Source organism: Carnobacterium sp. FSL W8-0810 (assembly GCF_038007125.1).
GTDB lineage: Bacteria > Bacillota > Bacilli > Lactobacillales > Carnobacteriaceae > Carnobacterium_B > Carnobacterium_B inhibens.
Window position 1 is genome coordinate 1,353,045 of the sequence record NZ_JBBOWO010000001.1, and the last position, 15,922, is coordinate 1,368,966.

17 protein-coding genes are annotated in these 15,922 nt (G+C 36.0%); all 17 read left to right on the forward strand.

The annotated features are described in order from the left end of the window. The first annotated feature begins 40 nt into the window (after nt 1-40). The 17 genes from prfA (at nt 41) to NST49_RS06640 (ending at nt 15,911) form a co-directional block, all read left to right on the forward strand. Entirely contained in the window at nt 41-1,117 is a 1,077-nt protein-coding gene (gene prfA, locus NST49_RS06560; RefSeq protein ID WP_023178641.1) for a peptide chain release factor 1, read from the forward strand. Then, entirely contained in the window at nt 1,107-1,955 is an 849-nt protein-coding gene (gene prmC / locus NST49_RS06565; protein ID WP_341047630.1) for a peptide chain release factor N(5)-glutamine methyltransferase, read from the forward strand. The genes prfA and prmC overlap by 11 nt, the downstream gene beginning before the upstream one ends. A gap of 58 nt (nt 1,956-2,013) precedes the next feature. Further along, nucleotides 2,014-3,033 (forward strand): L-threonylcarbamoyladenylate synthase, encoded by a 1,020-nt coding sequence (locus tag NST49_RS06570; protein WP_445662721.1) that lies wholly within the window; start codon nt 2,014-2,016, stop codon nt 3,031-3,033. 49 nt (nt 3,034-3,082) lie between these two features. Further along, the gene (gene glyA, locus NST49_RS06575) at nt 3,083-4,324 is read left to right on the forward strand and encodes a serine hydroxymethyltransferase (protein ID WP_269465133.1); all 1,242 of its coding nucleotides are present in this window, start codon (nt 3,083-3,085) and stop codon (nt 4,322-4,324) included. 134 nt (nt 4,325-4,458) lie between these two features. Continuing rightward, nucleotides 4,459-5,088 carry a uracil phosphoribosyltransferase gene (upp, locus tag NST49_RS06580; RefSeq protein WP_023178635.1) on the forward strand — a complete coding sequence of 210 codons (630 nt, stop codon included), beginning with the start codon at nt 4,459-4,461 and terminating at the stop codon, nt 5,086-5,088. 794 nt (nt 5,089-5,882) lie between these two features. Further along, complete coding sequence (atpB, locus tag NST49_RS06585; RefSeq protein ID WP_341047633.1) at nt 5,883-6,626, forward strand: F0F1 ATP synthase subunit A; 744 nt, start codon at nt 5,883-5,885, stop codon at nt 6,624-6,626. Nucleotides 6,627-6,704: 78 nt separating this feature from the next. Next, the gene (gene atpE, locus NST49_RS06590) at nt 6,705-6,917 is read left to right on the forward strand and encodes a F0F1 ATP synthase subunit C (protein WP_007720713.1); all 213 of its coding nucleotides are present in this window, start codon (nt 6,705-6,707) and stop codon (nt 6,915-6,917) included. Nucleotides 6,918-7,027: 110 nt separating this feature from the next. Next, a complete protein-coding gene (gene atpF, locus NST49_RS06595) occupies nt 7,028-7,543 on the forward strand; it encodes a F0F1 ATP synthase subunit B (protein WP_023178631.1) in 516 nt (171 codons plus the stop codon). Next, a complete protein-coding gene (gene atpH, locus NST49_RS06600) occupies nt 7,530-8,072 on the forward strand; it encodes an ATP synthase F1 subunit delta (protein WP_023178629.1) in 543 nt (180 codons plus the stop codon). Before atpF ends, atpH begins: the two co-directional genes overlap by 14 nt. 24 nt (nt 8,073-8,096) lie before the next feature. Continuing rightward, nucleotides 8,097-9,644 carry a F0F1 ATP synthase subunit alpha gene (atpA, locus tag NST49_RS06605; RefSeq protein WP_023178627.1) on the forward strand — a complete coding sequence of 516 codons (1,548 nt, stop codon included), beginning with the start codon at nt 8,097-8,099 and terminating at the stop codon, nt 9,642-9,644. Nucleotides 9,645-9,659: 15 nt separating this feature from the next. Then, nucleotides 9,660-10,574 (forward strand): F0F1 ATP synthase subunit gamma, encoded by a 915-nt coding sequence (locus NST49_RS06610; RefSeq protein ID WP_034537181.1) that lies wholly within the window; start codon nt 9,660-9,662, stop codon nt 10,572-10,574. Between the two features lie 20 nt (nt 10,575-10,594). After that, nucleotides 10,595-12,001, forward strand: a complete 1,407-nt coding sequence (gene atpD / locus NST49_RS06615) for a F0F1 ATP synthase subunit beta (protein WP_023178624.1) — start codon at nt 10,595-10,597, stop codon at nt 11,999-12,001. Nucleotides 12,002-12,013: 12 nt separating this feature from the next. After that, nucleotides 12,014-12,436, forward strand: coding sequence for a F0F1 ATP synthase subunit epsilon (locus NST49_RS06620; protein WP_023178622.1), 423 nt, complete (start codon nt 12,014-12,016; stop codon nt 12,434-12,436). Between the two features lie 162 nt (nt 12,437-12,598). Next, complete coding sequence (locus tag NST49_RS06625; RefSeq protein WP_341047639.1) at nt 12,599-12,832, forward strand: DUF1146 family protein; 234 nt, start codon at nt 12,599-12,601, stop codon at nt 12,830-12,832. A gap of 139 nt (nt 12,833-12,971) precedes the next feature. After that, nucleotides 12,972-14,282 carry a UDP-N-acetylglucosamine 1-carboxyvinyltransferase gene (gene murA, locus NST49_RS06630; RefSeq protein WP_023178619.1) on the forward strand — a complete coding sequence of 437 codons (1,311 nt, stop codon included), beginning with the start codon at nt 12,972-12,974 and terminating at the stop codon, nt 14,280-14,282. A 414-nt stretch (nt 14,283-14,696) separates the two neighbouring features. Beyond that, nucleotides 14,697-15,689, forward strand: coding sequence for a rod shape-determining protein MreB (mreB, locus tag NST49_RS06635; RefSeq protein WP_023178617.1), 993 nt, complete (start codon nt 14,697-14,699; stop codon nt 15,687-15,689). A gap of 18 nt (nt 15,690-15,707) precedes the next feature. Continuing rightward, nucleotides 15,708-15,911: a DNA-directed RNA polymerase subunit beta gene (locus NST49_RS06640; protein ID WP_023178616.1), complete on the forward strand. Its 204-nt coding sequence runs from the start codon at nt 15,708-15,710 to the stop codon at nt 15,909-15,911. Nucleotides 15,912-15,922 lie beyond the last annotated feature (11 nt).

Here is a 15,922-nt window from a genome sequence, read left to right on the forward strand (position 1 = left end):
ACAATGATGCATCAGGCTTAGAAGAAAAGGAGAATAACCCATGTTTGATAGATTAGAAAGCGTTGAAGGACGTTATGAAGAATTAAATGAATTATTAAGTGACCCAGAGGTTGTCAGCGATACAAAACGACTAATGAAATTAACGAAAGAAGAAGCAGCTATTCGTGAAACGGTAGCTACTTATCGTCGTTACAAAGAAGTCAGTCGAGATATTGCAGACACTGAAGAAATGCTTGGGGAAAAACTAGATGCCGAAATGGCAGAAATGGCGAAAGAAGAATTAGGCGACCTAAAAAATGAAAAAATAGAAATCGAAGAAAAAATGAAAATTTTGATGTTGCCAAAAGATGAAAATGATGACCGTAATATCATTATGGAAATCAGAGGAGCAGCTGGTGGAGATGAAGCACAATTATTTGCTGGGACCCTATTTAATATGTATCAAAAATATGCTGACGCACAAGGTTGGAAAACTGAAGTCTTAGATGCCAACATTACGGGCATTGGCGGATACAAAGAAATTACCTTAATGATCACTGGAGACAATGTTTATTCTAAGTTGAAGTATGAAAATGGTGCTCACCGAGTACAACGTGTCCCTGCAACAGAATCGCAAGGCCGTATCCATACTTCAACAGCAACCGTAGTTGTTATGCCGGAAGCTGAAGAAGTTGAATTAGATTTGCCAGACAAAGATATTCGGACAGATATCTATCACGCAAGTGGAGCCGGCGGACAGCATGTTAATAAAACAGCCTCTGCTGTACGTTTGACTCACTTACCTACAGGAATTGCTGTAGCGATGCAAGATGAACGTTCGCAAATCAAAAACCGCGAGAAAGCGATGAAAGTATTGCGTGCCAGAGTATACGATCATATACAACAAGCGGCTCAAAGTGAATACGATGCTGAACGGAAATCAGCTATTGGAACAGGAGATCGTTCAGAACGAATCCGTACGTACAATTTCCCGCAAAGCCGCGTAACTGATCACCGTATTGGATTGACGATTCAAAAATTAGATCAAATTTTATCTGGTAAATTAGATGAAATTATTGATGCTTTGATTTTGAATGATCAAACAGCCAAAATGGAGCAATTGCAACATGAAGAGTAAGACAACTTATAGAGAAGTCCTGAAATGGGCTTCTTCTTTTTTAGAAACTTGTAAGAGAGAGACCATTGCTGCAGAACTTTTACTAAGAGAACGCCAAGACTGGTCTAAAACAGACATCATGATGCATTTAAATGATGAAATCCCCTCTGATGTGAAGCATCAATTGTTAAAAGATGTATCCGATCATGGCTCGGGAATTCCGGTCCAGCAGATAGTAGGATATGGATGGTTTTACGATCGTAAGTTTAAAGTGACAAAAGACACGTTAATTCCACGACCTGAAACGGAAGAAATCGTGGATATTTTTTTAAAGGAAACCAGAGCAAATCAAAAATTATCGGTTTTGGATATTGGAACGGGAACAGGGATCATTGGCATTACAATTAAAAAGGAACGTCCGCTTTTTGATGTAACTGCAACCGATCTGTCTTCTAAAGCATTGAAAGTAGCTAAAGAAAATGCGGAGGTTCTAGATGCAGATGTTCGGTTGTTGGAAGGTGATTTAACAGAACCTGTAAAATCAGAAACATTCGATGTCATTATCTCGAATCCGCCTTATATTTCAAATGATGAAGTTCGTTATATGGATGAAAGTGTTTTGCACTATGAACCACATCTTGCTTTATTTGCTGAAAACAATGGGTTAGCTATTTATCAAAGATTAGCTAAAGAGACGCCTGCTATTTTAAATCCAGGCGGTAAAATTTTATTAGAGATTGGCTTTAAGCAAGGAAAAAAAGTTCAAGAACTGTTCCAGTCAGCTTTTCCAACAGCTAATGTGACAATTGAAAAAGATATGAGCGGCAATGATCGACTAATCAGAGTTAAAACAAACTAAATAAAAATAGTTAATTACACCATCAAATGATTTTTTTGAAATGAACGGAGGAATGACTGTGGAGACTATTATCTATCAACCCTCAGAAGTGCTTAAAGCAGCTCTTAAACTAAAAAAAGGTGAACTGATTTCTTTTCCTACAGAAACCGTTTATGGATTAGGGGCAGATGCAACGAATGAAGCAGCAGTGAAAAAAGTCTACTCAGCAAAAGGGAGACCAAGTGACAATCCTTTGATCGTACATGTTGCAGCAATAGATGAAGTTGAACAATATATAAAAGAAATGCCAGAAAAGGCTATGAAATTAATGAACGCTTTTTGGCCAGGACCATTAACAATAATTTTTAAAGTTAAAGAAGATGCTTTTGGACCCACCGTTACGGCTGGATTAGAGAGTGTGGCAATGCGCATGCCTAATAATGAATTAACGTTACAATTGATTCGTGAAACTGGAAAGCCGCTCGTTGGACCGAGTGCGAATACTTCTGGAAAACCAAGTCCGACAACAGCAAAACATGTTTTTCATGATTTAAAAGGAAAAATAGCAGGAGTGTTGGATGATGGGGAAACAGGAGTGGGATTAGAGTCGACTGTTTTGGATATGACAGATGCTGATAGGCCAATGATATTGAGACCGGGAGCAATGACTAAGGAAGATCTAGAGAGCGTCATTGGACCAGTTTTTATAGATAGACATTTGGTTTCAAGTGATGAAGTACCCAAGGCTCCAGGCATGAAATACAAACACTATAGTCCTAATGAGCCTGTGGTCATTGTTGATGGAGAACGTAATTTATGGGAAAAAGCTATTAAGACCTATAAAGAACAAGGAGAAAAAATTGGTCTTTTAGCGAACGAGGCCATTTTAGCTGAGCTTAAAGATGAAGTAAGTGCTGTCTATTCATTGGGTGAAAAAAATAGTATCCAAGAAGCTTCAAAAGGGTTGTACTCAGGATTAAGGTATTTTGAATCTACAGATGCTACATTGATTTTAGCTGAAGCGTATGAACAAATAGGCTTAGGTGAGGCTTATATGAATCGACTTAAAAAAGCAGCCGGTAATCATTTTTTTGAATAAACTTTAAGTTATCCGTAAATATTTATAAAAACTATTGAGGGATGTGGCCATTATGAACAACAAAAATTTTGATAAAGAGTTATTTGATGCAATTGAAAAAGAAAGCACTCGCCAAGAGCGAAATATTGAATTGATTGCCTCAGAAAATTTCGTATCTGAAGCGGTACTTGCAGCTCAAGGAAGCATTTTAACAAACAAATATGCAGAAGGTTACCCTGGTAAACGATACTATGGTGGATGTGAATTTATTGATGTGATAGAAAACTTGGCCATTCAACGTGCGCAAGAACTATTTGGAGCAGAGTATGTAAATGTTCAACCACATTCAGGTTCTAGTGCAAATATGGCAGCTTTCAATGCTTTATTGACCCCGGGAGATAAAGTATTAGGTATGGATTTAACGCACGGTGGTCACTTGACTCATGGTTCTCCGGTAAACTTTAGTGGGAAAACGTATCATTTTGTTTCATATGGTGTAGATAAACAATCGGAAGAAATCGATTACGAAGTTGTGCGTAACTTGGCAGTTGAACATAAACCAAAATTAATCGTAGCTGGAGCGAGTGCTTATTCTCGTAAAATCGATTTTGCACGTTTTAGAGCTATTGCAGATGAAATAGGAGCTTATTTAATGGTCGACATGGCTCATATCGCAGGATTAGTTGCTGCTGGACTACACCAAAACCCAGTCCCTTTTGCAGATGTTGTGACAACGACAACGCATAAAACACTAAGAGGCCCACGAGGTGGGATGATTTTGGCTAAAGAAGAATACCGTAAAGCTTTAAACAGTGCTATTTTCCCGGGTATTCAAGGTGGCCCATTAGAACATGTTATTGCAGCCAAAGCTGTTGCATTTAAAGAAGCTGCTGCTCCAGAGTTTAAAGAGTATGCTGCTCAAATCATTAAAAATGCTAAAGCAATGGAACAAGTGTTGGGTTCGTCAAAAGGTCATTTAATCAGTGGCGGAACAGATAATCATTTATTGTTGTTTGATGTAACAAATTTTGGCTTGAATGGAAAAGAAGCAGAAGTTCTATTAGATAAAGTAGGAATCACGGTAAATAAAAATACGATTCCATTTGAAACGTTAAGCCCGTTTAAAACGAGTGGTATTCGAATTGGAACACCTGCTATCACAACTCGAGGCTTTGATGAAGCTGATTCTAAAAAGGTTGCAGAATTGATCATTGAAACATTAACGGCCAATGGAGAAGAAGACAAGATGAGAGATATTCAAACGCAAGTTTATCAGTTAACAGCTGATCACCCTCTACACCAAACCAACTAAAGTTACAAAGCAACTCATTCAGCAAATAAAGTGCGCTAAAAATAAAGAAAAAACACTAAAAAGGTAGCACAATCGGCTAATATCCTTTACAATAGAAATGTTTGAAAAATAATAGTAAATGAGGGCTGAATAAAATGTCGAAAGTTCAAGTTATGGATCATCCATTAATCCAACATAAATTAACCATTCTTCGCGATAAGAATACTGGTACGAAAGATTTTAGAGAAGCAGTTAACGAAATTGCACGTTTAATGGCATTTGAGGTCTCAAGAGATATGCCTTTACAAGATGTGGAAATTGAAACGCCTTTAGTAAAATCTATTCAAAAAGAATTAGCTGGTAAAAAGGTTGCGATTATCCCAATTCTAAGAGCTGGATTAGGTATGGTCGATGGAATGTTAGATTTAATTCCTGCAGCAAAAGTTGGACACGTAGGAATGTACCGTGATCATGAAACTTTAGAACCGGTAGAGTATTTTGTGAAATTACCATCGGATATCAATGAACGTCAATTACTAGTGGTTGACCCAATGCTTGCTACAGGCGGATCAGCTATTGCTGCTATTGATTCATTGAAAAAACGTGGTGCTTCAACCATCAAATTTGTCTGTCTAGTTGCAGCTCCAGAAGGTGTGGAAGCTTTAGAACAAGCACACCCTGATGTAGAAATTTATACAGCAGCATTAGATGAACGCTTAGACGAAAATGGATACATTATACCAGGACTAGGTGACGCTGGAGATCGATTATTTGGAACTCTTTAATCAATAAAGTACGAAGATCCATTTTTTCTGCTGTTTTTATTAAATAATGCAGCTAAAAGAACGTAAACAAAAGACTAAGTGTCTTCTCTGTTTACGTTCTTTTTTTGTACAGCAAAGATTTTTTTAGTAATTCTAGTGAAAAATAAATAATAAGGATAAAACTCATCTCATTTTTGAAAAGAAAAAGCATAAAAAAATTCCTTTAGAAGACTGAAAAAAGACAAAAATGAGGCTGCTGTATTTTGCGCTCTTAAAAAGAACAGTGAAAGATAGAGGAATGAAATCAAAAAAAAGAGATAAAATGAGGATTAAATGGAAAATAAAGTAAAAGATTAACCAATTTAAAAATTAAAGACATAAATGAGCACCTGAAAATTGTCATTATAAAAAAATGAGAATAACGTAAAGATAAAATTCGGTATTGAACTTTTTAATCATAAGATGCAGAATAGGTAATGGTATTTTTTGAAAACCCTTTTGAAACCGCATAGATTCAACGGATTGTTGAAAAATAGAATTGTTTTTCATTTTCTTTTGTATTTTAAATCGAATGGTGGTATGATAACGAATGCCAGTGAAAAAAAGAGAAATTATTTTTGGATATAGTCAGTATTTTTTACATCGCTAGATAAATGGAAGTGAGTTTAGGCCTAATCCATTTAAATAGGAAAGAAAACTGTTCTATGCTAAAATAGGCATGTGAAATTAGTGAAGATCACATTTTTTCGCAAGACGTGTTTTTCAAATTTTCCTGTTTGCTATTATAGATTTTAATATGGAAAGAGGTGAACGTTGTGGATCACGAAAATCCGATTGTTACATTTTTGGGGTTAGATTTTAATGTCACCAATATGATTGTAACAGTATCAGCGTGCGTGATTGTATTCTTGATTGCGTTTATTTGTACGAGAAATTTACAAATTAAGCCAACAGGTAAGCAGAACTTTATAGAGTGGGTAGTTGATTTTGTTGGAAACATTGCGACAAGTGCAATGTCTAAACAACAAGGTGAGAGGTTTAAGTTATTAGGTTTTACAATTTTAACCTTTGTATTTGTGTCAAATATGATGGGGCTGCCGTTAATTCTTACTGTTGACCATTATCAAATGTGGAAAAGTCCAACTGCTGATCCAGTTATTACGTTGACGTTAGCAGCAATGGTTATTGTTATGACACATTATTTTGGTGTACAAGAACAAGGGGTCAAGAATTACTTTATGAATAGCTTTGTTAGACCAGTTCCATTCTTATTTCCAATTAAGATTTTTGAAGAGTTTACAAACACGTTAACTTTAGCTCTTCGTCTTTATGGAAATATTTATGCCGGGGAGATCTTATTAGGATTGATTGCCTCTTTAGCTCAAAGTAAAGGAGTCTTTACTTGGGTAATTGGTATTCCTTTAGAAATGGCATGGCAAGCCTTCTCCATATTTATCGGAAGTATCCAAGCTTTTGTTTTTACAACACTGACGATGGTATATCTTTCTCATAAAGTTGAACATGAAGAAAGCACAGGTCACATTAAAGAAGCATCATAAGTTCGTTAAATTAATATAGGTACCTAAATGGAATAATAAAAAAATACAGCATTATATTTAATAGGAGGAAAATAAATTATGGGTTTAATAGGAGCAGCAATCGCAGTAGCAGGAGCAGCTATTGGAGCAGCACTTGGATCAAGTAAAGTTGTAGCAAAAACAATCGAATCAATCGCACGTCAACCAGAAATGAAAGGTCAATTACAAACATTAATGTATATTGGGGTTGGTTTAGTAGAAGCAATTCCTATCATGGCTGTTGTTATCGCCTTTATCTTAGTTTTCCAATAAAAAACACCAATTAAAATGAAACTTTAAAAATTAACAGGTAGAGATAGCTAAAAACCTCTCTACCTGTTCTTTTAGAGGGTCAGTGAAGTATGGATGAAGGAGTGTGAAAAATGGTTAGTCTATTAGTTGTAGGTCAAATAACAGCTGGTGATTCAATCGTTACGTTGGTCTCGTTTTTACTATTAATGGTGGCATTAAAGATGGTTGCTTGGAAACCTTTAATGGCAATGATGGAAAAACGTGAACAATTGATAGCAGGGAATATTGACGATTCTGAGTTAGCTAAATTAGAAGCAGACCGATTACTTAAAGAACAACAACAACAATTAGAAGATACAAGAACTAAAGCAAGTGCAATTATTGAACAAGCTAGAGATACAGCTGATAAAGTGGAACGAGAACAATTAGCAGCTGCTAAAGTAGAAATAGCTCGTTTGAAAGAAGAAGCTAAGAAATCAATAGAATTAGAAAGAAAACAAGCATTAGCTGGTGCACAAAATGATATCAGCCGTCTATCTATGGATATTGCTGAGAAATTAATTGGAAAAGAATTATCTAAAGAAGGGCATGCTGAATTAATAGAAGAGTACATTGAAAGGTTGGCGAATAGTAATGAAATTAAATAGAAATATGAATAATCGCCAAATTGCAGATGTCTTTTATCAAGATTCTAAAGAAAAAGGAACCGTTGACGTTGCATTTGATAACATGATGGATGTTCGCCAAGTTTTAGAAGAAGTTCCTAATTTAGGAAGCATTTTAGTAGACCCGAGGTTAGAAAAATACAAACGGGATCATCTTCTTTCAGATTTGATCAAACAGTTTTCAATTAATACTCAAAGCTTTTTCCATATGCTGTATGACTATAATTTGATTAGTGATATTCGAGATATTGTAAATGAATTTGAAAAAATCTATGATTATAAAAATAGGACGGTAGTTGCTAAAGTCATTACGGCAGTTCAACTAACCGATGATCAAGAGGCACGTTTAATAGACGTTATGAAATTAAAATTAGATGCAAAAAAAGTATTGTTGCATACGATCGTTGATAAGCATGTTCTAGGCGGAGTAGTTATAGAAGCTGAAAGCCAAGTGTATGACGGGAGCATTCGATCTAATTTCGAGGCATTAGAAAAGCAACTGATTCGATAAAGGAAGTTATGAGGTGAGTTATTTATGGGCGTAAAAGCAGAAGAAATTAGTTCACTAATTAAAAAGCAAATTGCAAGTTATCAAAGTGAATTAGTAATAGATGAAGTAGGTACAGTTAGTTACGTAGGTGATGGAATCGCTCGTGCTTATGGATTAGAAAACGCAATGTCAGGAGAACTATTGGAATTTGCTGATGGTACTTTTGGTATGGCACAAAATTTAGAAGTAAATGATGTAGGGATCATCATCCTAGGAGAATTTACTGGTATACGTGAAGGCGATATCGTTAAACGTACTGGTCGAATTATGCAAGTTCCAGTTGGAGAAGCAATGATTGGACGTGTAGTAAATCCTCTTGGACAACCTATTGATGGTTTGGGAGAGATTATTACGACTAAAACTCGACCAATTGAAGCAGAAGCTCCAGGAGTTATGGATCGTCATTCGGTTAATGAACCTTTACAAACAGGGATCAAAGCAATCGATGCATTGGTACCAATTGGTCGTGGACAACGTGAATTAGTTATTGGTGACCGTAAAACAGGGAAAACCAGCTTAGCAATCGACACGATTTTAAATCAAAAAGGCCAAGATACGATTTGTATTTATGTAGCAATTGGTCAAAAAGAATCAACTGTCCGTAATCAAGTAGAAACATTAAGAAGACATGGCGCTATGGATTATACGATCGTTATGACAGCAAGCGCATCTCAACCTGCTCCATTGCTATACATTGCTCCTTATGCTGGATCAGCTCTGGGAGAAGAATTCATGTACAATGGAAAACACGTTTTGATTATCTTTGATGACTTAACGAAACAAGCAGCAGCTTACCGTGAACTGTCGCTCTTATTGCGTCGTCCGCCAGGCCGTGAAGCTTATCCAGGAGACGTATTCTATTTGCATTCTCGCTTATTAGAACGTGCTGCTAAATTGAGTGATAAATTAGGTGGCGGTTCAATGACTGCTATTCCATTTGTTGAAACTCAAGCAGGAGATATCTCTGCGTATATCCCTACAAACGTTATTTCTATTACAGATGGACAAATCTTCTTAGAAAGCGATTTGTTCTACTCTGGTATCCGACCTGCAATTGCAGCTGGATTATCTGTTTCCCGTGTTGGGGGATCTGCTCAAATCAAAGCAATGAAAAAAGTTTCAGGAACTTTGCGTTTAGATTTAGCAAGTTTCCGTGAATTAGAAGCATTTACACAATTCGGTTCAGATCTAGATGCTGCAACTCAAGCTAAATTAAACCGTGGACACCGTACAGTTGAAATTCTAAAACAAGGCTTGCATGAAACAATTGCTGTTGAAAAACAAGTCATGATTTTATATGCTTTAACACATGGTTTCATAGATACAGTTCCAGTAAGTGAATTAGGCCGTTTTGAAGCTCAATTCTATGATTTCTTAGATAATCAGCATAATGAAATTTTAGAAGAAATAGTAGAAACAAAGGATTTGCCAAGAACTGAAAAATTGGATGCTGTCATCAATGAATTCATTACTAATTTTTTCACTAATTATATTGACTCTTCAGCTGATGCAAACAGCGAACAAACCAATTAAAGGCGGTGAAGAATAATGACAGCCTCTTTAAATGAAATTACAAAAAAAATAAGTTCCACAAAAAAGACCAGTCAAATCACGAATGCCATGCAAATGGTATCCGGTGCTAAATTGTCTAAAGCGGAAGATACAGCTGCTGGCTTTCAAGTTTATTCTGAAAAAGTACGAGAGATCGTCACTCACCTAGCGCATAATCAACTTGCTTTAATAGAAAATGAAATGATTGGAACCAATTCTCCATCAAATATCGACTTTCACGATATGTTAGTAGAACGTCCCATTAAGAAAACGGGCTACATCGTTATCAGCTCAGATAAAGGATTAGCTGGCGGGTACAACAGCTCAGTAATCAAATCTACAGTTGATATGATCACTAAAGACCACTCATCTCCAGATGAGTATGTATTTATGGCTGTGGGAGCAACAGCTGCTGATTTTTTTAAAGCCAGAGGAATGAATGTAGCATATGAGCTGAATGATATTAGTGATCAGCCTACATTTGAAGAAGTACGTTCAATTGCGAGAACAGCAACTGAAATGTATAAAAATGAAGTCTTTGATGAGTTGTACGTTTGCTACAATCATCATGTGAACACGATCATGTTCACATACAGAGCTGAAAAAATGCTGCCTCTATCAGACTTAGATGTAACAGAAACAAAAGATTATGAAAAAGATTATATCTATGAACCTTCTAAAGAAGAAATTTTAGATATCATATTGCCTCAATATGCTGAAAGTCTAATATACGGAGCTATTCTAGATGCTAAAGCTGCTGAACATGCAGCCCGTATGACAGCTATGAAAGGCGCAACAGATAACGCAAAAAACATTATTGATGATTTAACGATTCGTTATAATCGTGCACGTCAAGCCGCTATAACGGAAGAAATTACGGAAATCATAAGTGGTGCTTCAGCGTCTAAGTAAGTTAATGGGAGGAAAATCGAATGAGTATTGGTCATATTGTTCAAGTTATAGGACCTGTTGTGGATGTAGAATTTCCAGTAAACGATACTATGCCTGAAATTAATAATGCTCTCATTGTTGAAAAAAACAAGAGTAAGAATGAAACAGTTGTCTTAGAAACGGCTTTATTACTAGGAAATGGTGTTATCAGAACGATTGCAATGCAATCGACTGATGGCTTGCAACGTGGAATGAGCGTTGTTGATACTGAAAAAGCTATCTCAGTACCAGTAGGAGAAGAAACATTAGGGCGTATGTTTAATGTCTTGGGAGAAACAATCGATGAAAAAGAACCGTTTCCAGAGGATGCACAACGTCACCCTATTCACCGTAATGCTCCAGTATTTGATGAATTAAGCAGCAATACTGCTATTCTAGAAACTGGAATTAAAGTTATTGATTTACTAGCACCTTATTTAAAAGGTGGGAAAATTGGATTGTTCGGTGGTGCCGGAGTAGGTAAAACCGTTTTGATCCAAGAGTTGATTCATAACATTGCAGAAGAACATGGTGGGATCTCAGTATTTACCGGTGTTGGTGAACGTACTCGTGAAGGGAATGACTTGTATTTCGAAATGCAAGATTCTGGAGTTATCAAACGTACAGCAATGGTATTCGGTCAAATGAATGAGCCGCCTGGTGCTAGAATGCGTGTAGCATTAACAGGATTAACGATTGCTGAATACTTCCGTGATGAAGTTGGGCAAGATGTTCTATTGTTTATTGATAACATTTTCCGATTTACACAAGCTGGTTCTGAAGTATCTGCATTGCTTGGCCGTATGCCATCAGCAGTAGGGTACCAACCAACTTTGGCAACTGAAATGGGTCAATTACAAGAACGAATCACCTCAACAAGTAAAGGATCAATTACTTCTATCCAAGCGATCTATGTACCAGCGGATGACTATACTGACCCAGCGCCAGCAACTGTTTTCGCCCATTTAGATGCAACAACCAACTTGGAACGTAAATTAACTGAACAAGGTATTTATCCAGCGGTAGATCCTTTAGCATCAACTTCTAGTGCTCTATCACCTGAAATTGTTGGGGAAGAACATTATAAAGTAGCTACAGAAGTTCAACAATTGTTGCAACGTTACCGTGAATTGCAAGATATTATTGCGATTCTGGGGATGGATGAATTATCTTCAGATGAAAAAATCGTTGTATCTAGAGCTAGACGTATCCAATTTTTCTTATCTCAAAATTTCCATGTGGCTGAAGCCTTTACTGGTTTGCCTGGTTCATATGTTCCGGTTGAAGAAACAGTACGTGGATTTAAAGAAATCATTGATGGACGTTACGACCATTTACCAGAAGATGCTTTCCGTAATGTAGGAAGAATCGAAGAAGTTGTGGCTAAAGCAGAGTCTATGGGTTACTAGGAGGTAAATGAGATGAGCGAAATGCAAGTGAACATTGTTACACCTGCTGGAATCGTCTACAATCACCGTGCAAAAAGTGTAATTGCAAAAGCGGTGGATGGAGAAATTGGTATTTTAGCAAATCATATACCAATCATTGTACCTCTTACTATCCATGCTGTTCGTGTTCAACGGGTTTCAGTGGATACTGAAGACTGGATTGCTGTAAATGGCGGTGTAATGGAAGTTAGAGACAATGTTTGTTCCATTATTGCAGATAGTGCTGAACGTGCAAGAGATATTGATGTGGAAAGGGCTTTTGAAGCTAAACAACGTGCAGAAGAAGAATTGCACAAAACAGAAGCCATTGAAAATAATAGTCATTCGAAACGTGCAGAGATTTCGTTAAGAAAAGCTGTCAATCGAATTACTGTATCTAAACACAATAAACGCTAATAAAAAAAGTTGAAATAAAGCAGCTGCGCTGTATTTATTTCAACTTTTTTTGTTTAAGAATTAAAAATTATACTATATTACAATTTAAAGACACTATAAATATTTTTTTTTCTTCTTTTATGTTAGTATTATAATGAATTAGAAAGGGAGATGGATCAGTAAATGAACTTTTTAGGTGTTCAATCTTTAATTGCTATTATATCTCATTTGTTTTTTATTTTGCTTACCTTTTGGGCATTAAAAGGAATACGCATCGAAAATATGATGAAAAAAAATAATATTGGGCAGGCTCGAGTCCTTTATTTATTTGTGTCTATAGCTATTGGGTATACAGTGAGTACGTTTTTCATTGAATTTATTCTATCTTCACAAAATCTTATCTTTTTATTTTATTAAGAATTAAATAAATTTAGAACAAATCAAATGTTAAGTTTGTACCTTCACATAACTTCATGCTATAATATTAAATGTTGTCTTGTACTATTTACCTCACACAGTTGTGATAAAGGCAATGAAAATTTTGGAGGGATACTACATGGAAAAGATTGTCGTTCGAGGTGGAAAGCACCTAACCGGAACAGTTAAAGTAGAAGGGGCAAAAAATGCCGTATTGCCTATTTTAGCTGCTACAATATTAGCAAGTAAGGGACAAAGTAAATTAACTAATGTTCCAATATTATCTGATGTATTTACTATTAATCAAGTCTTAAGCCATTTAAATTTAACTGTAAACTTTGATCAAACTAAAAAAGAAATTGAAATAGACGCTACAAAAGAATTACATTTTGAAGCTCCGTTTGAATACGTAAGTAAAATGCGTGCATCTATCGTAGTAATGGGACCTTTATTAGCTCGTTTAGGTCATGCAAAGGTTGCTCTTCCAGGTGGTTGTGCAATTGGGACACGTCCAATAGATCTCCATTTAAAAGGATTTGAAGCAATGGGTGCTGAGGTACATATCGAAAATGGATATATCGAAGCATTTGCGGATAGATTAAAAGGAGCTCACATATACTTAGATTTTCCAAGTGTTGGAGCTACACAAAACATTATGATGGCTGCTACACTAGCTGAAGGAACTACTACAATTGAAAACGTTGCTCGGGAACCAGAAATCGTTGATTTAGCAAACTTCTTAAATCGTATGGGAGCTAAGGTCGTTGGTGCTGGTACTGAAAGTATTCGTATCGAAGGTGTAACTGAATTAACAGGTGCAGAACATAGCATTATACCAGACCGTATTGAAGCGGGTACCTTTATGATTGCCGCTGCAGTTACTAAAGGAAATGTCTTTATTGAAGATGCTGTTGCTGAACACAACAAACCTTTAATTTCGAAATTAAAAGAAATGGGTGTTCAATTTGAAGACGAAGATAACGGATTACGTGTTATCGGTCCTGATAAATTAAAAGCTACAGATGTAAAAACAATGCCACATCCCGGTTTTCCAACTGACATGCAAGCACAAATGACGATTGCGCAAGTTTTTGCTGAAGGAACAAGTACAATGAAAGAAACAGTATTTGAAAACCGTTATATGCACATGGAAGAATTGCGTCGCATGAATGCGGAGTTTAAAGTTGAAGGGCAAACACTAGTTATTTACGGACCAACAGAATTACAAGGTGCTGAAGTAGCAGCAACAGATCTTAGAGCAGCAGCTGCTTTGATCATAGCTGGTTTAGTTTCAAAAGGATATACAAGAGTAACACATCTAGAATACCTAGATCGTGGATACTATGAATTCCATAAAAAATTACAAGCTTTAGGCGCAGATGTAGAAAGAATTGATGAAGCAGTAGAAAGTACAATGACCGAAACTGAGTTTGAAGGATTATTTTCTTAAAAAATCGTTTCTAACATTATGCTATTATTAAAAAACTAAGTCTTATAAAGCAAACACTTAAAAGTGGTACTTTATAAGACTTAGTTTTTTATTTTATTATTTTCAGTCTTGCGAGTCAAAAAACTGCAAAGTCTAGACGTTTCGATAGCTTTTTTACATACAATTTATTTATTCTAGAAAAAAATTCACTTGAAACATCAACAAACTAGATCATACGACTATTTTTTTTCACTCTTATATAACTGAACACCAATTGAAGTAATCTTTGAAACGTTAAATTTATTTAAATGTCTTTAATTCAGCGTTTAAGAATGAAACGACTTATGCTATAATAGGAAATTAGATGGCTACTTTATTTTATAAGACAAGTATGCCTATGATGAACGAACAAGAGCTTGAGAGGAGAAACAAGTAATGGCTAGAGATATAGGGATAGATTTAGGTACAGCCAATGTATTGATTCATGTAAAAGGAAAAGGCATAGTTTTAAATGAGCCTTCAGTCGTTGCAATTGATACCACTACAAAACGTGTTTTAGCAGTCGGAGAAGAAGCCTACTTAATGGTTGGACGTACACCCGGAAACATTCGTGCAATTCGTCCATTACAAGGAGGAGTTATTGCTGACTTTGATATAACAGAAGCAATGCTGACTCACTTTATTAATAAATTAAATGTTAAAGGCTTTTTATCAAAACCAAATATTTTGATTTGCTGCCCTACAAATATAACAACAATTGAACAAAAAGCGATTATCGAAGCTGCTGAAAAAAGCGGTGGAAAAAATGTCTTTCTTGAAGAAGAACCTAAAGTAGCTGCAATTGGTGCTGGAATGGATATCTTCCAACCAAGTGGAAATATGGTTATTGATATTGGTGGCGGTACAAGTGATATTGCCGTTCTTTCAATGGGTGGAATTGTAACTAGCCGCTCTCTAAAAGTTGCCGGAGATCAACTAGATAATGAAATTACACAATTTGTCAAAAAAACACATAAATTATTGATTGGTGAACGTACAGCTGAAACAATCAAAAAAGAGATCGGAACAGTTTTCCCTGGTAAAAGAGACGATTCAATGGAGGTTAGAGGCCGCGATATGATTACTGGTTTACCTAGAACCATTACTATCACATCTGATGAAGTCCAAAAAGCAACAGCTGAATCAATGATGATGATCGTTCAACAAGCTAAAGATGTATTGGAACAAACTCCTCCTGAATTATCAGCAGATATCATCGACCGTGGGGTCATTTTAACTGGTGGTGGTGCTTTATTGGATGGTATTGATCAATTATTCGCTGAACAATTGAAAGTTCCTGTCTTTGCTGCTGAACAACCATTAGATTCTGTTGCTTTAGGAACGGGTATCTTATTGGAAAATATGACTAAAAAGAACCGTAAATTTTAGAAAAAGTGAGGTAAACCCATGACTAAGGAAAAAATAGTACTTCAAATAGTCACATTTGTATTAAAGATTCTACTTGTGATTATCTTGATTGCTCTTGCTTTTGTTGTTGGAGCGATGATTGGTTATGGAGTATTAGGCGATGGTAACCCATTTGCTGTTTTTGAAAAAGAAACATGGGTACACATTTTCAGTTACTTTACGAAACCTACAATAGTCAACTAGTTCCATCCCTT